16 protein-coding genes and 1 pseudogene are annotated in these 19343 nt (G+C 69.6%); 8 read left to right on the top strand and 9 right to left on the bottom strand.

Annotation, left to right across the window (positions count from 1 at the left end; genetic code table 11):
* Nucleotides 1-186: 186 nt before the first annotated feature.
* From parE to GWK16_RS12375, 7 genes are all read right to left on the bottom strand, one after another.
* Nucleotides 187-2169, bottom strand: a complete 1983-nt coding sequence (gene parE, locus GWK16_RS12340) for a DNA topoisomerase IV subunit B (RefSeq protein WP_170054257.1) — start codon at nt 2167-2169, stop codon at nt 187-189.
* 258 nt (nt 2170-2427) lie between these two features.
* Nucleotides 2428-3354, bottom strand: a complete 927-nt coding sequence (locus tag GWK16_RS25270; RefSeq protein WP_248291320.1) for a hypothetical protein — start codon at nt 3352-3354, stop codon at nt 2428-2430.
* 1000 nt (nt 3355-4354) lie between these two features.
* Nucleotides 4355-5254, bottom strand: a complete 900-nt coding sequence (locus GWK16_RS12355) for an SH3 domain-containing protein (RefSeq protein WP_170054260.1) — start codon at nt 5252-5254, stop codon at nt 4355-4357.
* Nucleotides 5241-5744, bottom strand: coding sequence for a DNA starvation/stationary phase protection protein Dps (dps, locus tag GWK16_RS12360; RefSeq protein ID WP_170054261.1), 504 nt, complete (start codon nt 5742-5744; stop codon nt 5241-5243). Before dps ends, GWK16_RS12355 begins: the two co-directional genes overlap by 14 nt.
* A 64-nt stretch (nt 5745-5808) precedes the next feature.
* Nucleotides 5809-7395, bottom strand: coding sequence for an MFS transporter (locus tag GWK16_RS12365; RefSeq protein WP_170054262.1), 1587 nt, complete (start codon nt 7393-7395; stop codon nt 5809-5811).
* Between the two features lie 50 nt (nt 7396-7445).
* Nucleotides 7446-8333, bottom strand: coding sequence for a DUF817 domain-containing protein (locus GWK16_RS12370; RefSeq protein WP_170054263.1), 888 nt, complete (start codon nt 8331-8333; stop codon nt 7446-7448).
* Nucleotides 8334-8384: 51 nt separating this feature from the next.
* On the bottom strand, nt 8385-8774 hold the full coding sequence (locus GWK16_RS12375) for a PH domain-containing protein (RefSeq protein WP_170054264.1): 390 nt from the start codon (nt 8772-8774) through the stop codon (nt 8385-8387).
* Nucleotides 8775-8981: 207 nt separating this feature from the next.
* On the opposite strand from GWK16_RS12375, the gene GWK16_RS12380 reads away from it, so the two are divergent.
* From GWK16_RS12380 to GWK16_RS12390, 3 genes and pseudogenes are all read left to right on the top strand, one after another.
* On the top strand, nt 8982-9935 hold the full coding sequence (locus GWK16_RS12380) for an ATP-grasp domain-containing protein (protein WP_170054265.1): 954 nt from the start codon (nt 8982-8984) through the stop codon (nt 9933-9935).
* Between the two features lie 2 nt (nt 9936-9937).
* Nucleotides 9938-10894: a Bug family tripartite tricarboxylate transporter substrate binding protein gene (locus tag GWK16_RS12385; RefSeq protein WP_170054266.1), complete on the top strand. Its 957-nt coding sequence runs from the start codon at nt 9938-9940 to the stop codon at nt 10892-10894.
* A gap of 97 nt (nt 10895-10991) precedes the next feature.
* Nucleotides 10992-11312: pseudogene (locus GWK16_RS12390) on the top strand (DUF1214 domain-containing protein); the annotation flags it as partial.
* A 62-nt stretch (nt 11313-11374) separates the two neighbouring features.
* Here GWK16_RS12390 and GWK16_RS12395 read toward each other — a convergent pair.
* Nucleotides 11375-12070 carry an alpha/beta fold hydrolase gene (locus tag GWK16_RS12395; RefSeq protein ID WP_170054267.1) on the bottom strand — a complete coding sequence of 232 codons (696 nt, stop codon included), beginning with the start codon at nt 12068-12070 and terminating at the stop codon, nt 11375-11377.
* A gap of 188 nt (nt 12071-12258) precedes the next feature.
* Here GWK16_RS12395 and GWK16_RS12400 point away from each other — a divergent pair, with 188 nt between their 5' ends.
* The 4 genes from GWK16_RS12400 (at nt 12259) to GWK16_RS12415 (ending at nt 17204) form a co-directional block, all read left to right on the top strand.
* Nucleotides 12259-14166, top strand: coding sequence for a DEAD/DEAH box helicase (locus GWK16_RS12400; RefSeq protein ID WP_211187338.1), 1908 nt, complete (start codon nt 12259-12261; stop codon nt 14164-14166).
* 98 nt (nt 14167-14264) lie between these two features.
* A complete protein-coding gene (locus GWK16_RS12405; RefSeq protein WP_170054268.1) occupies nt 14265-15461 on the top strand; it encodes an acyl-CoA dehydrogenase in 1197 nt (398 codons plus the stop codon).
* A gap of 16 nt (nt 15462-15477) precedes the next feature.
* Entirely contained in the window at nt 15478-15900 is a 423-nt protein-coding gene (locus tag GWK16_RS12410; RefSeq protein ID WP_170054269.1) for a DUF2721 domain-containing protein, read from the top strand.
* On the top strand, nt 15897-17204 hold the full coding sequence (locus tag GWK16_RS12415; protein ID WP_338144461.1) for a class I SAM-dependent RNA methyltransferase: 1308 nt from the start codon (nt 15897-15899) through the stop codon (nt 17202-17204). The genes GWK16_RS12410 and GWK16_RS12415 overlap by 4 nt, the downstream gene beginning before the upstream one ends.
* Here GWK16_RS12415 and GWK16_RS12420 read toward each other — a convergent pair.
* Entirely contained in the window at nt 17167-18210 is a 1044-nt protein-coding gene (locus GWK16_RS12420) for an FkbM family methyltransferase (RefSeq protein WP_170054270.1), read from the bottom strand. The genes GWK16_RS12415 and GWK16_RS12420 overlap by 38 nt on opposite strands.
* A gap of 157 nt (nt 18211-18367) precedes the next feature.
* Between GWK16_RS12420 and GWK16_RS12425 the strand changes: the two genes are divergently transcribed.
* Nucleotides 18368-19333, top strand: a complete 966-nt coding sequence (locus GWK16_RS12425) for an MBL fold metallo-hydrolase (protein WP_170054271.1) — start codon at nt 18368-18370, stop codon at nt 19331-19333.
* Nucleotides 19334-19343 lie beyond the last annotated feature (10 nt).

Here is a 19343-nt window from a genome sequence, read left to right on the forward strand (position 1 = left end):
GGCCACCGCCCCCCAGACCCGGGGTCAGCTGATGGCCGGTTGGCGGGAGGGGCAGCGAGCGACCTGGATCAAGGTCGCGACCAGGAGCCCCTCCCGCCAACCGGCCATCCAGTTCACGCGGGTCCGGGGGCACGTATGCCCCCGGCGGGAGGGTTCGGGAGGGCAGAGCCCTCCCGAAAGCCACCCTCACGCGTCGAGCGCCTCCGCCTCCACGCTCGCCGCGTTCTCCTGGATGAACTGGAAGCGCAGTTCCGGCTTGCGGCCCATCAGCGCCTCGATCCGGTCGGAGGTGCGGGCACGGTCCTCCGGCGGCAGGACCACGCGCAGCAGGGTGCGCTTCTTCGGGTCCATGGTGGTTTCCTTGAGCGAGGCCGGTGGCATCTCGCCCAGGCCCTTGAAGCGGCTGACCTCGACCTTCTGGTTGGCCTTGAAGCGCTTCTTGAGCACGCGCTCACGGTCGGCGTCGTCCATCGCGTAGACCGACACGCCACCGGCCTGCAGGCGATAGAGCGGCGGCTGCGCCAGGTAGACGCGGCCCTCGCGCACCAGCTCGGGCAGTTCCTTGTAGAAGAAGGTCATCAGCAGGGCGGCGATGTGCGCGCCGTCCACATCGGCGTCGGTCATGATGACGACGCGTCCGTATCGCAGGCGCGCGATGTCGAAGCGGTCCCCGACGCCGCAGCCCAGCGCCTCGATCAGGTCCTTGAGTTCCTGGTTCTGGCGCAGCTTCTCGGTGGAGGCGCTGGCGACGTTGAGGATCTTTCCGCGCAGCGGCAGGACGGCCTGGGTCTCGCGGTCGCGCGCCTGCTTGGCCGAACCGCCGGCCGAATCACCCTCGACGAGGAAGAGCTCCGTGCCCTCAGCGCTCTCGCGCGAGCAGTCCGCGAGCTTGCCCGGCAGGCGCAGCTTGCGCGTCGCGGTCTTGCGCGGCGTGTCCTTCTCGGCGCGGCGGCGCAGGCGCTCCTCCGCGCGCTCGATCGCGAAGGCGAGAAGGTTGTCGGCGGTCGCGGGATCGCCGGCAAGCCAATGGTCGAAATGGTCGCGCAGCGCCGCCTCGACCAGCTTCGCCGCTTCGGCGTTGGTAAGCTTGTCCTTGGTCTGGCCCTGGAAGTGCGGATTGCGGATGAAGACCGACAGCATTCCGGCGAGGCCGCCGAGCAGGTCCTCCGCCGTCACGTTGCCGGCGCGCTTCTCCTTCTTGAGTTCGCCATAGGCGCGCAACCCCTTCACCAGCGCGGCGCGGAAGCCCGCTTCATGCGTGCCGCCCTGCGGCGTCGGGATGGTGTTGGCGTAGGTGTTGAGAAAGCCGTCGCCGCGCTCGACCCAGGTGGCGGCCCATTCGACGCGGCCCGCGCCTTCGGGGAACTCGGCCTGGCCGGCCCAGGGGGCGGGGACGACGGTCGCCTGGCCTTCGATCGCCGAGGCTAGGAAGTCCGACAACCCGCCAGGAAAATGCAGCACCGCCTCGGACGGCGTGTCGTCCTTGATCAGCGATGGGTCGCAGGACCAGCGGATCTCGACGCCGCGGAACAGATAGGCCTTGGACCGGCACAGGCGGAACAGGCGAGCGGGCCGGAAATCCTGCGTGCCGAAGATCTCGGGGTCGGGCTTGAAGCGGATCGTGGTGCCGCGGCGGTTCTGCACGCTGCCGGCATTGACCAGCTTCGTCACCGGCTTGCCCCGCTCATAGGCCTGGGTGAACAGGGTACGATCGCGCGCGACCTCCACCTCGAGCCGCTCGGCGAGCGCGTTCACCACCGAGGAGCCCACGCCGTGCAGGCCGCCCGAGGTGTCGTAGGCCTTGCCGGAGAATTTCCCGCCCGAATGCAGCGTGGTGAGGATGACCTCGAGCGCCGAGAGCTTGGGAAATTTCGGGTGGGGGTCGACCGGGATGCCGCGGCCGTTGTCGCGCACGACGATCCAGTTGCCGGGCTCGAGCGACACCTCGATGCGGTCGGCGTGCCCGGCCACCGCTTCGTCCATGGCGTTGTCGATGATCTCGGCGGCCAGGTGATGCAGGGCGTTCTCATCGGTGCCGCCGATATACATGCCGGGGCGCCGCCGGACGGGTTCGAGCCCCTCCAGCACCTCGATGTCCTTGGCCGAATAGCCGTCGCTCTGCCCAACGGCGCCCTTTCGCGCACCGCCCCGGCCGAACAGGTCGTTCATGTCTTGTTCCCCTATGAGGGGGCAGAATACCGGGCTGGCTCGGCGGAGACAACGCAACCAACGAGTCGTCTTTCTCCGCCCGCCGGGCTCCGTTCCGTCTCGAAATGGATCTCAGCGGCCGCGCAGACCAAGGATGCCTCGAAAAGCACCGGAACAACCGCGCCGTTGCGAACGACCTGCCGCTCATGCGGATCGCCCATCGTACGCCTTCGGCCGAAGATGCGACCGATCGGCCATGTCGGAAGCCAGATGCGAGGCCTAGGGCGTCGCTGCGGAAGGAGATGGCAACGCTTCCGGTCCGTCCGGCTTCTCGTAGACGACATAAGGCCCGATCCGTTCGACCGGCACCAGCCGCTCCTCCAGGAAGCGCAGAAGGGGAGGACGCTGAGCCATCTGGCCGCGATCAAAGAACTCCATGAGAGCCGGATCATGGAGCAGGCAGAGGCCTGGCGCCGCGTCCAGCGCCGAGACAACTTGCTCCTGCTGGCTATCCGTCAGGAAGGCCAGCGGATGGTTGATGTTGAGACCGGTCAATGGCGGGTTGGCTGCCCAGATATGCAAGCTCATGAGACTGGGCAGGGAATACGCGTTCCGACACCGGGAGAGCCTCGCGACGACAGCACGCAAAGTTGCGCCCTGCCCCTCCTCCACCCGGATAAAGCGCGCCCCCGGCAGGTCCAGCGGCTTGTGATCCTGCAACACAATGAGTTTCACTGCGACAGCGCTTAGCACGACAATGAACAGCCCGATCCGGAGCCGTTCCTCGGCGCGCACGCGCTGCGGCGGGGCAATCAGCATGATGATATCGGAGACGAAAAGTGCCGCAATCACGCCCAACGGGGCGGCAGCGATGAACACTTGGTGCCCCGCGACAGGAAAGGGATAGAGAACGAAGATTGCTGCCGTAAGACCCAAAGCCAGACGGGTCGTTGGTAGGCAACTGCCGCCCCCAATGACGGAAGCATTATCAAAAGGGACATTGGAATCAGTATAAAGAAACCATGCCCTAATTTGACCTCCGAGTAAACAATCAATGGGAGAACTTCTTGAAATATTATAATAAAATATAGAAAAATATAAATAATTTTTAAAATTGATATTATCGATATAGTGTACTTCTTGTTGTATTCTGAGAGAAAAGAATGCAAAACAACGCAAGAGAGGCTCGCCAGGAGAGATATCCATGCGGGATATCCAATAAATGCCTCCATTTGCCAGTTGCGCACAAACCTGAAGGTCTGCGTGAACGTCATCTCAAAGAGCGCGTCAAAGCTCGTCCCTCGGCCAATCGTTACCGCGAGGACAAGTGAGAACGCCCCAAGCAAGCCCCCGGCCGACGCTATAATATGAGTTAGGACCCGGGTGTTACGCGGCGCCCTATTGCCCCTGCTGCCCAGAGCCCCAAGACTCACAGCAGAGCCGATCATGATGGTCGCAAACACCGCATAGCTAGGCACCCACGACAACGAGCGCACTGACCACATCATCGCAACCGGGGCAACGACCAGAAGACAAACGACCAAAATACGAGCGATCCTCGCAGCTTTGGCGTCATCAAGCCACTGCGATGCAAGAAATGCCCAAACTGCTCCAAGAAACAAGCCAACATTGACCTTCAGGAGCAGCGCGCCCCCGATGGCCACACCGATGGCGACCGCCCAACGGCGCTGATCTGTCCGCTCAAGCCGCCCTACCGCCAATAAGAAGAGCAATGACAGGAGAACGCTGAGCCCCTCCGGGTGGCCCGGAGAGTTCGCCATCACTCGAAGAGCAGCAAAAACTAGGACGGCGGCAACCAAGCCAGCCAAACGCGAACCCGAACATCGGCAGGCGAGAACCGCCCCCCCCCCGCCACGCAAGCGATCTGCACGAAGACGCACACCGCGCGAACCGCATCATGCGTTACAGATTTCGCGAATATTTGATATGCATATCCATAAAATAAATAATAAAATGGGCCATAAAATGAATATACTTCATCATACAATACATAATCTCTATTTATTAATATAAAATTATACATTAATACTCCTTCATCATCAAATCTTTGAAAATCTACGAAAGAGTGAATTATAGAAAGAGCAACGAGTAGAATCGCTGTCAAATACAGAAACGGGGTCCGATTAGGAGTCACCCGACCGGGAACGGTAGTCCGCGGCAGCTTCATAACAACTGCCAGCCGCGCTCAGGCGCCCAGTTCGAAGCCGGAAACAGCGGCCTCCCGCGCGAGAGACAGGCTCTCGGCGAAATTGTCCCGCTTCGCGATGTTGCTGGCCGCCAGGACTCGCACCTGCCCGCCCGCCCCGGATGCCGCCGCCCGCGGCGCCGCGTAGTCGGCGATCTGGAAGGCCCCGGTCGGCGCATAGCCACGCAGCCCGTCCGATCCTTCGACCAACGCGAAGCCGGACTGGGCGGGCCGCACGCGCACCGCGGTGCCGGCGGGCACGCGGCCGATCTCCGGTGCGCCGCTTTCCGGCCGCAGGCGCAGCGGCACCGTCGCGGCGGCGACGACGCGGCGGGTCGTCCCGGTCTCCGACCGCGCCCGGCGCTCGGCGTCCCGCGTGCCCGGCGCGACCGCCTCGACCGCGGCCTCCCGCTCGGCCGCACGCTGCTGCACGCCGTCGAGCACCTGCTGCGCGCGCGCGAGGTCGCGCTGCAGCCGCGCCCGCAGCGCCGCCATGCGCTGGTCCGCCACCGGCCGGGTCGTGCGCCCGGCCGCGAGCTCGGCGCGGATCGTCCGCGCCTCGATCCACCGGCAATAGAGCAGCGCGTCGAAGGCGATCTGCAATGCGTCGAGGTCGGAATTCTCCTGGGCCAGGCTCGCCTCGAGCACCGCGGTGCCGGCGCCGGCGCTGCGGCCGAAGTTCTGGTTGTTGCGGGCGCGCGTCCACGTCCCGCCGCCCTCCGGCTGACCGACGAAGGGATTGCCCGCGCCGACGAAACTCCCCTGCTGGGATCGGCAACCATCGCCACCGGACGCGAAGCCGCCCCCTGGCCCACCGGCGCAACCGGCGGCGACCGCCAGGCCCAACACGGCCGCCGTCGCGCCGGCGAGGCGCAGCACCGACCGGTCAGGCGCCGTCAAGATGCGCCTCGAGCATCCAAAGCGCCTTGTCGAGCGTGCGGGAGAAGCCGGTGAGCAGGTCGGCCGTATCGGCATCGCCGGCCTCATCCGTCGCATCGATCGCCGCGCGCACGGACTTCGCCAGGATCGCATACCGGTCCGCCAAGGCCTTCACATGATCGAGGCCGGCGCGCAGGCCGACCGGATAAGGCTCGAGGCGGGATTTCTCACCCACCGCCTGGGTCGTGCCGTCCGGCGTGCCGCCCAGCTGGACCGTCCGTTCGGCGATGTCGTCCGTCACCTCGGCGAGCTGTTCATAGAAGGTGCCGAAGAGCTCATGCAGCGCCGCGAAATGCGCGCCACGCACGGTCCAGTGCGCCATGCGCACGGCGTTGGTCAGGTCGATCGTGTCGGTCAGCGTCGCATTCAGGACCGCGACCGACGCATCCCGCGCATTGGCGCCGAGGTCGTTGCGGGTGGCATGCAGCTTTCCGGCCCTGGGCTTCGCCATCACTCTCTCCTCGTTTCGCTGGCCTAGCATATGGCGCCAGGCGATCGGGAGGTAACCCCGGGCACTAGGGTGCAATGGCGATGTAGCGGGTCGCCTCCGGCGGCTCGTCCCCCTGGTGGAAGGCCGCGGCCCGGGCCAGCGCCGCGCGGTCGGCGGCATCGAGCCGCCCGGCCTCGCGCAAATGTTCCGTCCAGGATTCCACCGCCCAGATCTCGACCCATCGCTCGGGATGGGCGACGTCCTCCATCAGTCGCCAGGCCGCCGCACCGCTGCGCAGGCGGACGCGCCGCGCCTCCCGCATCGCCACCAGGAAGGCGTGCCGGTCCTTCGGGTCGATGCTGTAGCGCACCTGCTCCACGACGCGGCCGCTGTTCTCGGCGAGCACGCTGCGCAATTCGGCCGCGGGCGCCTCGGGGTTGGGCAACGGGACGGACGGCGCCTCGGGCGCCGGCGCCGCGTCGAGCCGCCAGCCGCGGACCGCGACCGCCGACACCGCGGCCGCGGCAGCCGCGAACAGCAGGGCCGGGCCGACGCCGAGATGACTGCCCGCCCACCCCCACAGCACCGCGCCGAGCGTCATCGCGCCGAAGAAGCACAGCTGATAGATGCCGATCGCCCGCGCCCGCACCCAGGCGGGCGTCGCGAACTGCGCCGCGGCCTGCAGCGTGCTCGCCGCGGCAAGCCAGCCGGCGCCGAACATCAGCATGGAGATGCCCGCGGGCAGCCAATGCCCCGACACGCCCAGCAGGGCGAGCGCCGCCGCCGAAACCAGCGAGAAAGCCGTGACCATCCCGCCGCGCGTCGGCAGGCGGGTGCGCAGCGCCGGCAGGGCAAAGCCCGTCGCAACGGCGCCCACGCCCATCACGCCGAGCATCATGCCGTAGGCCTCCGGCCCCAGGCCGAGGCGGTGCCGCACCACCAGCGGCAGCATCCCCCACACCGCCGCGGTGAAGAAGAAGAAGACGCAGGCGCGCAGGATGGTCGCGCGCATCGCGGGGCTGGCGAAGACGAAGCGCACCCCCGCGCGCATGGCGCCGAGGAAGTGCTCCGGCGGCAGCGGGTTCTCGGGCTTCGCCCGCTTCCAGAACAGCAGGGAGAGCAGCAGCGTCAGGAAGCAGACCGCGTTCAGCGCGAAGGCCGCCTCGGTGCCTGCCAGCGCGATGGCGAAGCCGCCGATCGCCGGGCCCACCGCGCGGGAAAGATTGAAGCCGATGCCGTTCAGCGCGATCGCCTGCACCAGGTCCTCGCGCGGCACCAGTTCCGGCGTCGTCGCCGCCCAGGCCGGGAAGTTCAGCGCATTGCCCGTGCCGATGCAGAAGGTGAAGAACAGCAGCGTCCAGGGCCCGACCACTCCCGCCCAGGTCAGCAGGGCCAGCATGCTCGCCACCGAGAAGACCCAGGCCTGCGCGCCGATCAGGTAGATCCGCCGGTCGATGATGTCCGCCGCGGCGCCGGCTGGCAGCGCCAGCAGGAAGACCGGCAGCATCGAGGCCGCCTGCACCGCGCTGACCATGGCCGGCGAGGGATCGAGCGAGGTCATCATCCACCCCGCCCCCGTGTTCTGGACCCACAGGCCGATATTGGCGGCGAGGTTCGCCCACCAGAGGAGGCGGAAGGCGGGATGGCGGAGTGGCGCGAAAGCGGCGGGCATGGGTTCCAACTGCCAGAGGCAGGGGGCTTGGGGGAAGCAAAGAACGCGCCTCAGCCCGGCGGCGCGCGCACGCCTCCGTTCCTGGCATGCAGCGCGAAGACCAGGGCATAGGAGATGATCATCAGCAGGAACCAGGCCCCGAGCTTGGTCAGCGGCACCGGCGACCAGCCCCCGCGCTGGTGCGGATAGAGCCAGGCGCCAGCGAAGGTGCCGAGGTTCTCGGCGAACCAGATGAACAGCGCGACGAGCAGGAAGCCCACCGGCAGGGGCATCCAGCGCCAGCGTCGCCAGGGTCGGAACCAGATGCGGCAGCGGCCGAACATCAGCCCCGTCGCGGCGAACAGCAGCCAGCGCGCATCCCAGGCGAAATGGTGGGCGAAGAAGTTGGCGTAGATCGCCGCCCCCAGCGCGAGGACCGCCCAGGCCGGCGGATGATGCGTGAAGCGGAAGTCGAACAGCCGCCAGGCGCGCGCGATGTAGGACCCGACCGCGGCATACATGAAGCCGGTGAAGAGTGGCACGCCGCCGATCCGGATGAAGGACGGCTCCGGGTAGGTCCAGGATCCCTGCGCGGTCTTGAACACCTCCATCGCCGTGCCGACGAGGTGGAAGACGAGGATGACCTTCGCTTCCTCCCAGGTCTCCATCCGCGTCGCGAGCAGCGCACCCTGGATGGCGAGGCAGGCGAGCAGCAGGAAGTCGTAGCGCGGCAGCCAGGCGCCGCGCGGATAGAACAGGTGCGTCGCCACCAGCAGCGCCAGCAGCAGCCCGCCGAACAGGCAGGCCCAGCCCTGCTTCACCCCGAAGCGGAGGAACTCGTAGCAGCCCGACGCGCGGGGCCCGGCCAGGATGGCCCGCGCGCCGAGCCGCCGCTCCGCCGCGACGAACCGCGCGAGCAACGGCCAGGCGCGCGCGGCGCTGTCATCGGGGCGGGTCATGCCGGCGCCGAGCGTCGCGGCGCGCCGTGGCGAAAGGACGGCCTGCCCGCGTCAGTCCAGCGTTGCGGCCGGGCCCTTGGGCCGCGCCGTCTGGTTCCACAGGGTGCGGATCTTCTCGCTGACGCCGATCGGATCGGCGATGCCGCGCAGCACGTGGGTTTCCTCCGAACGGCCTTCCATCGACTTGATGACGATGTCGCCGATGCCGGTCAGCCGGTGCCAGATGCTCTGCTTCACCACCACGTCGCGGATACGGAAGATCTCGATATCGTCGCGCACCTTGGTCCAGAAGCCGGAGGTGACGGTGATCCGCTCGTTCGTGACCGTGATGCGCTGCCGCCCCAGGAAGGGCAGGCCGAGCATCAGGACGGACAGGACGAGCCAGAGCGGCCCATAGGAGCGCCGCGTCTCGCGCGCCTCCAGGATGACGGTCTCGGTCATGCGGTGTTCCTCGTAACGCTCACGGAATACGGGCGCGCGGGTCGGCGGGCAACGGGGAAGGACCTGCGGCGGCGGCGGGCGCGGCGGAAAGCGGTACCTCCCGGACAAGCGCCGCATGGAAGAAGAATCTTTCTTTCATCCGGCTATTGTGCCGGCTTCACGAAAATACTTTCTCTCCTGCACCGCAATGTCACCGGGACGCCCGCCATGCCGAAGGTCCATGTCATCCACGAGAACGACGCCTGGCTCGCGCCCCTGCGCGCCTCCTTCGCGCGGCTCGGCGCGCCGCTCGAGGAATGGTTCCTCGACCGCGGCATCCTCGACCTGACGCGCCCGCCGCCCGAAGGCGTCTTCTACAATCGCATGTCCGCCTCCTCGCACACGCGCGGGCACCACTACGCGCCGGAATACGCGGCCGCCGTGGTCGAATGGCTCGAGCGCCACGGCCGCACCGTGGTGAACGGCCGTCGCGCGCTGCAGCTGGAAGTCTCGAAGGTCGCGCAATACGAAGCGCTCGCCGCCTGGGACATCCCGACGCCCCCGACGCTCGCCGTGGTCGGCGAGGATCACCTGCGCGAGGCCGCCGGCCGCATCGGCTTCCCCCTGATCCTGAAGCACAACCGCGCCGGCAAGGGCCTCGGCGTGCAACTGGTGAAGAGCGCCGCCGCGCTCGAGGAAGCCGTCGCCCGCATCGCCGCCAGCGAGGATCCCTACGCCCTGCCCCGCGACGGGATCTGGCTGGTGCAGCGCTATGTCGCGGCGCCCGAGCCCTTCATCACCCGTGCCGAGTTCATCGGCGGGAAATTCCTCTACGCCGTGCGCGTCGACACCTCGGAAGGCTTCGAGCTCTGCCCGGCGGATGCCTGCGCCATCCCCGAGGGCGCCGCCTGCCCCGCCGTCGCGCCGGGCGAGAAGTTCCGCATCGTCGAGGACTTCGCGCATCCGCTGATCCCGCGCATGGAATCCTTCCTCACCGCGAACGGCATCGGCGTCGGCGCGATCGAGTTCATCACCGATGCGGCGGGCGAGACCTTCGCCTACGACGTCAACACCAACACCAACTACAACGCGGAGGCCGAGCGCCGCGCCGGCATCTCCGCGACCGACGCGCTGGCGCGCCATCTCCTCGCGCTGCTGCCGCGCGCCGCCAAGGCGGCCTGACGATGCGCCGGCTGCTGCTCGCGGTCCTCGCCGCGGCGGCCCTTGCCGGGCCGGCGCGGGCCGAGGACGCCGCCCGCCCGATCCGCTGGCTGGTCGGCCTTCCCGCCGGCAGCGGACCGGACATGCTGACGCGCCTGCTGGCCGAACGGCTGGCGGCGCAACTCGGCCGGCCGATCGTGGTCGAGAACCGGCCCGGCGCGGCGGGGAACATCGCCGCGGCGGCGCTCGCCCGCGCGCCGGCGGACGGGTCGACGCTCGGCACGCTGCTCGCCGCGACGGTCGCGATCAACCGGCACCTCTATCGCGACCTCGGCTTCGATCCCGCGCGGGACTTCACGCCGATCAGCCATTTCGCGTCCTTCCCGGGCGTGCTGCTGGTGCATCCCTCGGTGCCGGTGGAAACCCTCGCCGAGTTCGCCGCCTGGGCCCGAGCGCAGCCGCAGGCGCCGCTCTGCGCCACGGGTGGCGCGGGGGTGGTGCCGCATCTCGCGCTCGCCTGGCTGATGCGGGAGATCGGCGCGCGCTGCGAGTTCGTCCATTACCGCGGCAGCCCCGAGGCGCAGCGCGACCTCATCGCCGGGCGCGTCGGCGTGCTGATGGACGGGCTGCCGACCTCCCTGCCCGGCCTGGCCGCGGGCCGGTCGCGCGGCGTCGCCGTCACATCCCTCCGGCCAAGCGCGCTTGCGCCCGACCTGCCGACCATCGCCGCGAGCCTGCCGGGCTTCGAGGCGCTGTCGTGGATCGCGGTCGGCGCCGCGGCCGGCCTGCCCGAGCCGCTCGCGGCGCAGATCGAAGCCGCGGTGGCGCAGGCCATGCAGGATCCCGCGCTGCTCGAGCGGTTCCGCGCCCTTGGCGTCGAGCCGGCCGCCTCGGGCCGGGCCGCCCTCGCGGCCCGCATCGCGGCCGAGGATGCGCGATGGGGGACGGTGGTACGGGATGTCGGGATCACGCTCGACTAGTCGCATCGCCGGGAACGGATCCGCTTCGCCGCTGCCGGCACGATAGGTCCGTGCTAGGAACGATGCATCCGGGGCCGACCGCGAGACCTTCGCGGCGAACCAGCTTCCCCCGGTCAATGCCTTCTGGTCCGTCACCATGTATCACGGCGGCAACCAGCTGCTCGTGCAGAACCCGATCGACCGCTACCTGATCAACGCGCCCATGCTGAACGGCATGAAGCGCAACCCGGATGGCGGAGTGACGATCCACATCCGGACGGACGACCCGGGCGCGGAGCTGCGGCCGAACTGGCTGCCGGCGCCGGACGGGCCGATCTACCTCGTGATGCGGCTCTACTGGCCGAAGACCGAGGCGCCGTCCCTGCTGCCCATCGGTCGCGGCGCCTGGCAGCCGCCAGGCATCGTCAAGGTCGGCTGACGGATCCCAAGGACCTCATCGGGCTTTCGAAGGGAGACTCCGGGGCAAGGAGCCTCCGGCCTTCAGGCCGCAAGCCAGGCTGCGAGCGCGGCGGTGACCGCCTCGGGCGCTTCCATCGTCGGCAGGTGCCCGGCCCCCTCGAAGTGGCGCAGGCGGGCGCCAGGGATCAGGGCCGCCATCTCGGCGGCGAGGTGCGGCGGCGTGAGCGCATCCTCCGCCCCCACCCCGACCAGCGTCGGCACCGCGATGCGCGCGAGGTCCGGACGCGAATCGACCCGGTGCATGATCGCCTCCTGCTGGCGCAGGAAGGCGTCCTTGCCGACCCGCTCGGCCATCTCCATCACCTCGGCCGCGAGCGGGCCGTCGAGCCTGGAGGGGTGGATCAGCTGCGGCAGCAGCCGCGGTGTCACCCCGCGGAACTGCCCCGAGCGCGACAGGGAGATGAGGCCGCGCCGCCGGCGCTTCTGTTCCTCGGTGTCGGCGCGGGCGGAGGTGTCGAGCAGGCAGAGCCGGGTCACCCGCTCCGGCGCCTGGCGCATGATCTCGAGCGCGACGTAGCCACCCATCGACAGGCCGGCCAGCGCGAAGTCGCCCTGCACGCCGGCGACCGCCCGGGACGCCATGGCCTCGATACGGTCATCCCGGGTGAGGTCCGCGATCACCGGCCGCGCCAGCGGCGCCAGCGCCGCCGCCTGGTCGCGCCAAAGCCGCGCATCGCAGAGCAGGCCAGGGAGGAGGAGGAGCGTGACGGGCTGCATGGGAGGGGCTCTATCCCGCCCCGGTCGGGCCGTCCATGCGTCCCGCGCGGGCCGGCCACGGCGGAAAACCTTGATCTTCTGGCCGAAGCGGCGCATATCCGGCGCGCTCGTGGACTGGCGGGCCGGATCGTCGGCCCCGGATTGCGCGCCCTCCCGGGGCTCGGCCACCCACCGCACCCCCAATCCGGTTGCCCGCCGCGGCGGGCCCATGGAAAAGAGCGACGTTGAACGATACGCAGATTGCGGCCGCCGAGGCGGCCGACGCCCAGGCTCAGCCGGGCACCGCCCCCGTGGCGAACGAGGCCACCACCGGCCTGGATGCGGCGCCCGCCGCCGCCGATGAGGCGACCCCGGTCGCCGAGGAGACCGCCGCCCTCGCGGCCGACGACGCCGTCGAGGACGAGGTTCCCGAGTACACCGAGGAAGACGAGCCGGAGCCCCCGCGCACGACCTTCGCCGATCTCGGCCTGTCCGAGGAACTGCTCCGGGCCGTGTCCGAATCCGGATACGTCCACCCGACGCCGATCCAGGAAAATGCCATTCCCTGGGTGCTGATGGGCCGCGACGTGCTGGGCTGCGCCCAGACGGGCACCGGCAAGACGGCGTCCTTCGTGCTGCCGATGATGGACATCCTGGCCGGCAGTCGCGCCAAGGCGCGCATGCCGCGCAGCCTGATCCTGGAGCCCACGCGCGAGCTCGCGTTGCAGGTGGCCGAGAACTTCGAGAAGTACGGCAAGTACCTCAAGCTCAACCACGCTCTGCTGATCGGCGGGGAGAGCATGAACGACCAGCGCGACGTGCTCGAGAAGGGCGTCGACGTGCTGATCGCCACGCCCGGCCGGCTGCTCGACCTGTTCGACCGCGGCCGCATCCTGATGGCGGATTGCAAGCTGCTGGTGATCGACGAGGCGGACCGCATGCTGGACATGGGGTTCATCCCCGATGTCGAGCGTATCGTCTCCCTGCTGCCGCAGATGCGCCAGACGCTGTTCTTCAGCGCCACCATGGCGCCGGAGATCCGCAAGCTCGCCGACGCCTTCCTGTCGAACCCGAAGGAGATCACGGTCGCGCCGCCGGCCTCGGTGGCGGCGACGATCACCACCGGCATCGTCTTCGTGCAGCCGCACGACAAGCGCGAGGCGCTGCGTCGCCTGATCCGGTCCGAGAAGGTCCAGAACGCGCTGATCTTCTGCAACAAGAAGATCGAGGTCGACATCCTCTACAAGTCGCTGAAGAAGCACCGCTTCAGCGTCGGCGCGCTGCATGGCGACATGGACCAGGCGTCCCGCTTCGCGACGCTGAACGCCTTCAAGGCCGGCGAGCTTCAGCTGCTGGTCTGCTCGGACGTCGCGGCGCGCGGCATCGACATCGGCGGGCTGAGCCACGTCTTCAACTTCGACGTTCCCTTCCGCGATGAGGACTACGTGCACCGCATCGGCCGCACCGGCCGCGCGGGGCGCGAGGGCCACGCCTACACCATCGCGACCGCCGATGACGCCAAGAACGTCGCGGCGATCGAGAAGCTGACCGGCAAGCCGATCCCGCGCATGGCGGTCGAGGGCCTCGACGTCGTGCCGGAGGAGGAGATCGAGGAAGCGCGCAACGCGCCGAAGGGCCGCGGCCGCGGCGCGTCGTCCGCCGCGAAGGGCCGCGGCGGGGATCGCCGCGAAAGTGGACGCCGCGACGGCAGCCGCCGGGACGGGCCGCCGCGCGACCGCGCCCCACGGGACCGCGACGAGGCCGCCGAGGCCCGTCCACGCCGCGAGCGCGAGCGCGACGAAGCGCCTGCCGATGCGGCGCCACGTCGCGAGCGGGATCGCGACCGCGACCGCAGCGCCCGGATCGAACGCGAGACCGCCGAGGCCGCCCGCACCGACCGCGAGCCGCGCCGCGAGCGGGAGCGCGACCGGGAGCGCGACCGGGATCGCGACCGCGATCGGGACGGCCGCGAGCGCCGCTACCGGCAGGAGGACCTGGGACCGGCCGTGAAGGGCTTCGGCGATGCCGTGCCGGCCTTCATGCTGATCCCGCTGCCCCGCCCGCGCGCCGAGAAGCCCGCCGCCCCCGAGGCGGCGCCGGAAACCGAAGCCGCCTGACGCCCGGCCGGGCGCGACCCGCCCGGCCCCCTTCGCCATTGCCCGAGCGCCGGCGGAATCGCATCCTGCCGCCGGCCATACTCGCCGGAGGACATGCCATGAACGTCGTCTCCAAGCCCGCCACCAAGTCGCAGTTCGTCTGGGACGACCCGCTGCTGCTCGATGATGTCCTCACCGAGGACGAGCGCATGATCCGCGACAGCGCGCGCGACTTCTGCCAGGAGAAGCTGCTGCCGCGCGTGCAGGAAGCCTTCCGCAAGGAACACTTCCACCGCGAGATCATGAACGAGTTCGGCGAGATGGGCTTCCTCGGCGCCACGCTCGACAGCCATGGCTGCGCCGGCGTCGGCTACGTCTCCTACGGCCTGATGGCGCGCGAGGTGGAGCGCGTCGATTCCGGCTACCGCTCGGCGTTCTCGGTGCAGTCCTCGCTGGTGATGTACCCGATCCACGCCTTCGGGTCGGACGCGCAGAAGGACAAGTACCTGCCGAAGCTGCGCACCGGCGAGTGGGTCGGGTGCTTCGGCCTGACCGAGCCGGATGCCGGGTCCGACCCGAATTCGATGCGCACCCGCGCCCGGAAGGTCGATGGCGGCTACATCCTGAACGGCTCCAAGACCTGGATCACCAACGCGCCGATCGCCGACGTCGCCGTGGTCTGGGCGAAGGACGACGAGGGCATCCTGCGCGGCTTCGTGCTCGAGCGCGGGATGAAGGGCCTCTCCTTCCCGAAGATCGAAGGCAAGTTCTCGCTGCGCGCCTCCGTCACCGGCATGATCATGATGGATGACGTCTTCGTGCCGGAGGAGAACAGGCTGCCGGGCGTGAAGTCGCTCGCCGGTCCCTTCTCCTGCCTCAACCGCGCACGCTACGGTATCGCCTGGGGCGCGCTCGGCGCCGCGGAAGACTGCTGGCACCGCGCGCGCGACTACACGCTGAACCGCAAGATGTTCGGCAAGCCGCTGGCGCAGACGCAGCTCATCCAGAAGAAGCTGGCGGACATGATGACCGAGATCACGCTCGGCCTGCATGCCGTGCTGCGCGTCGGCCGCCTGATGGACGAGCACAAGGCGGCGCCGGAGATGATCTCCCTGGTGAAGCGCAACAACTGCGGCAAGTCGCTCGACATCGCGCGCGTCGCCCGCGACATGCATGGCGGCAACGGAATCGTGGACGAATACCACGTGATCCGCCACGTCATGAACCTCGAGACGGTGAACACGTACGAGGGCACCCACGACGTGCACGCGCTGATCCTCGGCCGTGCGCAGACGGGGCTCAACGCCTTCGGCTGACCCCGGAGGGGCGGGCATGCTGCTGACCGGCACGGATCTGCTCACCATCGAGCGGACGCTGCAGCTGGCCATTGCGCCCGCCTTCATCCTGGGTGGCATCATGGCGCTGCTGTCGCTGCTCTCGTCGCGACTGCAGCGCCTGGGCGATCTGTACGAGGAGGCCCGCAGCGGCATCGAATCGCCGCTGACGGACCTGCACCTGCTGGCTCGGCGCGCGCGCCTGATCTATCGGGCCATCACCTTTGCCATCGCCGCGGCGGTTCTGCTCTGCATCCTTGTCATCGCCGCCTTCGTCGAACCGCTCGCGCATGTGCGCGCGGGCGGGCATATCGCGGGGCTGCTGTTGTTGGGGATGCTCAGCCTGACAGCCTCGCTTGCCTGCTTCCTGCGCGAGGTGCTGATGAGCCGCGACAAGCTGCCCACACTGCCGCAGCAGTGACCGTCGATCCTGTCACGCTGCGCGTCACCGGCATGGGCGCCGCCGGGGACGGCCTGTCCGTGCTGCCCGACGGCACGCCCTGCTTCGTGGCCCGTGCGCTGCCCGGCGAGACCGTGCGCGCCACGCCCGGCGCAAAGCGTGGCGACGGCCGCGCCGCCACCCTCATCGACATCGTGGCGTCGAGCCCCGATCGCGTCGCCCCGCCCTGCCCGCATTTCGCGCAAGGCTGCGGTGGCTGCACGGTGCAGCATTGGGCGCCGGCCGCGCAGGCCGCCTGGAAGCGCGACAAGGTGCGCGAGGCGCTGTCCCGCGCCGGCTATCCCGATGCGCCCGTGACGGACACGGTGACGACGGCGCCGGGCCATCGCCGTCGCGCCGACCTCGCGCTCCGCCGTGGGCCCGGCGGCATCGTCGCCGGCTTCCACCGCGCCGGCAGCGCCGAGGTGCTGGACATCGCGGCCTGCACCGTCCTCGACCCGCGTCTGGTCGACCTGCTCACTCCGCTGCGCGCCATGCTGAAGCGTTTGCCGGCGCTGCGGCGCGAGGGCTCCGCCGTGGTGAACCTGCTCGACACCGGCCCGGACCTGCTGCTGCGCACCGACGGGTCGCTGGCGCCCAGCGACCGCGCCATGCTCGCCGCCTTCGCCGCGGAAGCCGGCATCCCGCGCATCGCCTGGGCGCTGAAGGACGGGCCAGCCGAGATCGCGGCCCAGATCGGCCCGGCGACCATCGCACTGTCCGGCGCGACCATCGCCCCGGCCCCCGGCGCCTTCCTGCAGGCTAGTCCCGAAGGGGAAGCGGCGATCGTCGCCGCGGTTCTGGCTGCCCTGCCTGCCAAGCTGACGGGCCGCGGGCGGATCGCGGATCTCCATGCCGGGCTCGGCACCCTGTCGATCCCGCTGGCCGCGCGCGGGCGCGTCGCCGCCTTCGAAGGCGATGCCGCGGCCGTTGCCGCGCTGTCCGGGGCCGCGGGACGGGCCGGCGTGCCGGTCACCGCGACGCGGCGCGATCTCGCCCGCCAACCGCTCACCGTGCAGGAACTGATCGCCTTCGCGGCCGTGGTGCTCGACCCGCCCCATGCGGGGGCGGCGGAACAGGTCGCGCTGCTGGCGCGCAGCCAGGTGCCGCTGGTGGTCTATGTCTCCTGCAACCCGGCGGCGCTGTCGCGCGACGCACGGGTCTTCGCGCAGGCAGGCTGGCGCGTTTCCACCGCCACCCCCATCGACCAGTTCGTGCATTCCGCCCAGACCGAGGCGGTGGTCGCCTTCAGCGCGGCTCGACCTTCGAAAGGTAAAGCGTGGTAACGCGGCGCTGCGTCATCAGTTCCTCGGCCGTGCAGGGCTTGGCGCGCGAATCCCCGTCGATGTAGCGCAGCGGATAGCGCGCCGAGAGCGCGGCGAGCAGCGCCAGCGCCTCCTTGCAGCGATTGGCGTCGAACTCCATCAGGATGCGCAGGTTCGGGCTGCGGTCGAGCAACCCGCCCAGGCCCGCGACGATGCTGTCGGCAGCGCTCGCCACCCCGATGCGCAGCACGTCGATGCTGCCAGGTTCGAGATCCTGCAGCGCCTCCGCCGGCGCCGGACAGCCCGCGCGGCCATGCTCGAAGGTGAACCAGTTGGCGAAGGAACCATGGAGCGGCCCGGTGAGCTGTGCCGGCACCCGCAGCGCTTCGTGCTTCGCCTCCGCGGCTGCGCAGCGGTGGAGCGTGACGATGTCGCCCAGGCCGTTCACCGCGACATTCCGGCGCAGCAGGGAATGCAGCCACGGGTTCGGCTCGAGCGCTACGACACGCCCCGCGCTACCGACCAGGTCCGCGAGCACCGCCGAGTAGTAGCCATAGACGGCGCCGACGTCGTAGGCGGTCTCCCCGCGCGCGACGTTCCGGCAGATGAACTCGGTGATCCAGTATTCCCAATAGCCGTCGAGCAGCAGATGCGGCGCGATGCCGCCATCGGCAGCGTCGGTGAACATCTTGAAGCGGCCGAGCGTGCGGCAGAGCACGCTGCCATCGGGCAGCGGCACGTTCTGGGTGCGGTCGCGGATCAGCGCCTCGACCTGCCGGCGGTTGCCGCCGCGGAAGAGTTCCTCGAGCGTCGCGATGTCCCGGCGACCCACCGCGGCGTGCATCGCCTCGAGCTCGGCGCGCAGGGTGGCGAGCTCCCCGCGGATGCGGAACAGCTCCTCATGCGTGCCGAGCGTCCCGTGGCGCGATCCGCCGGTGGCGAACAGCCAGGAGAACAGCCGCGGGACGAGACCGGGCCGGCTGGCCGCGGTCGGCAAGGTCGGGAAATGCGTGTCGTCCTTCGGCACCGGCGTGTCGTGACCCCTTCCGTCTCCGGCGTGTAGCGCCCGAAGGATGAAAATCCCACCAAGACTGCGCCGAGGCAACCCGCCTCGACGCGCGGCGACCCTTGATCGTTCGGCGGGCAGGGCCACCATCTACCGATCTGGGAGAGGGTCACGAAGAATGCTGCACCGCCGTATCGCCCTGCTGGCCGCGGGATCCGCGCTTGCCGCACCGTCCCTGCCGCGGATCGCGGCAGCGCAGGGGCAGCCGGCACCGGCCCAGGCGCCGGGCTTCTACCGGTTCCGCGTCGGGGCCATCACGGTGACGACGGTGCATGACGGGTTCTTCGCCCGGCCCCTGGAAGGCTTCGTGCGGAACGCGCCGCTCGCGGACGTGCAGGCGGCCGCCCGCGACGCCTTCCTGCCGACCGACACGACTGTCATCCCCTTCACCATCACCTTCGTCCAACGCGGCGATACGCTGGCGGTCTTCGACGCGGGCAACGGCGTGACGCCGGCCGGCGCGACGGCCGGGCGGATGATCGCGAACATGGCGGCCGCGGGCATCGACCCTGCGCGCGTGACGCATGTGATCCACAGCCATTTCCACGGCGACCACGTGAACGGCCTGCTGAACGCGACGGGCGGCGCCGCCTTCCCGAACGCGGCCGTGCTGGTGCCGGAACCCGAATGGGCCTGGTGGACGACGGCGGGCAACGAGACGCGCACGCCGGAAGGCCAGCGCCCGACCTTCGCCAACGTCGCGCGGCGCTTCGGGCCGTACCAGGGCAAGGTCGCGCCCTTCCGTCCTGGCGCCGAGGTCATCCCCGGCATCACCTCGCTCGCCGCGCCGGGCCATACGCCGGGCCACACCATCTTCCGCATCGCGGATGGCGACGCGCAGGCGATGTTCCTCGCCGACGTGACGAACCGGCCCGAGATCATGATGGCCCATCCGGACTGGCAGATCGTCTTCGACTTCGATGGCGACATGGCCGCCGCGACGCGACGCCGCGTGCTCGACATGGTCGCGACGGATCGGATCCGCGTCACCGGCTACCACTACCCCTTCCCGGCGAGCGGCCACGTGGCGCGCGCCGGGAATGGCTTCCGCTTCGTCCCCGCCGATTGGTCGAGCGTGGTCTGACAGGGCCTCA

The organism is Neoroseomonas marina, assembly GCF_012927745.1.
Lineage (GTDB): Bacteria > Pseudomonadota > Alphaproteobacteria > Acetobacterales > Acetobacteraceae > Neoroseomonas > Neoroseomonas marina.

Bases quoted from the DNA above. Each gene is read 5' to 3' on its own strand.
- parE (WP_170054257.1), bottom strand. From the start codon at position 2,169: ATGAACGACCTGTTCGGCCGGGGCGGTGCGCGAAAGGGCGCCGTTGGG.
- GWK16_RS25270 (WP_248291320.1), bottom strand. From the start codon at position 3,354: ATGGATATCTCTCCTGGCGAGCCTCTCTTGCGTTGTTTTGCATTCTTT.
- dps (WP_170054261.1), bottom strand. From the start codon at position 5,744: ATGGCGAAGCCCAGGGCCGGAAAGCTGCATGCCACCCGCAACGACCTC.
- GWK16_RS12365 (WP_170054262.1), bottom strand. From the start codon at position 7,395: ATGCCCGCCGCTTTCGCGCCACTCCGCCATCCCGCCTTCCGCCTCCTC.
- GWK16_RS12370 (WP_170054263.1), bottom strand. From the start codon at position 8,333: ATGACCCGCCCCGATGACAGCGCCGCGCGCGCCTGGCCGTTGCTCGCG.
- GWK16_RS12375 (WP_170054264.1), bottom strand. From the start codon at position 8,774: ATGACCGAGACCGTCATCCTGGAGGCGCGCGAGACGCGGCGCTCCTAT.
- GWK16_RS12380 (WP_170054265.1), top strand. From the start codon at position 8,982: ATGCCGAAGGTCCATGTCATCCACGAGAACGACGCCTGGCTCGCGCCC.
- GWK16_RS12385 (WP_170054266.1), top strand. From the start codon at position 9,938: ATGCGCCGGCTGCTGCTCGCGGTCCTCGCCGCGGCGGCCCTTGCCGGG.
- GWK16_RS12395 (WP_170054267.1), bottom strand. From the start codon at position 12,070: ATGCAGCCCGTCACGCTCCTCCTCCTCCCTGGCCTGCTCTGCGATGCG.
- GWK16_RS12405 (WP_170054268.1), top strand. From the start codon at position 14,265: ATGAACGTCGTCTCCAAGCCCGCCACCAAGTCGCAGTTCGTCTGGGAC.
- GWK16_RS12410 (WP_170054269.1), top strand. From the start codon at position 15,478: ATGCTGCTGACCGGCACGGATCTGCTCACCATCGAGCGGACGCTGCAG.
- GWK16_RS12425 (WP_170054271.1), top strand. From the start codon at position 18,368: ATGCTGCACCGCCGTATCGCCCTGCTGGCCGCGGGATCCGCGCTTGCC.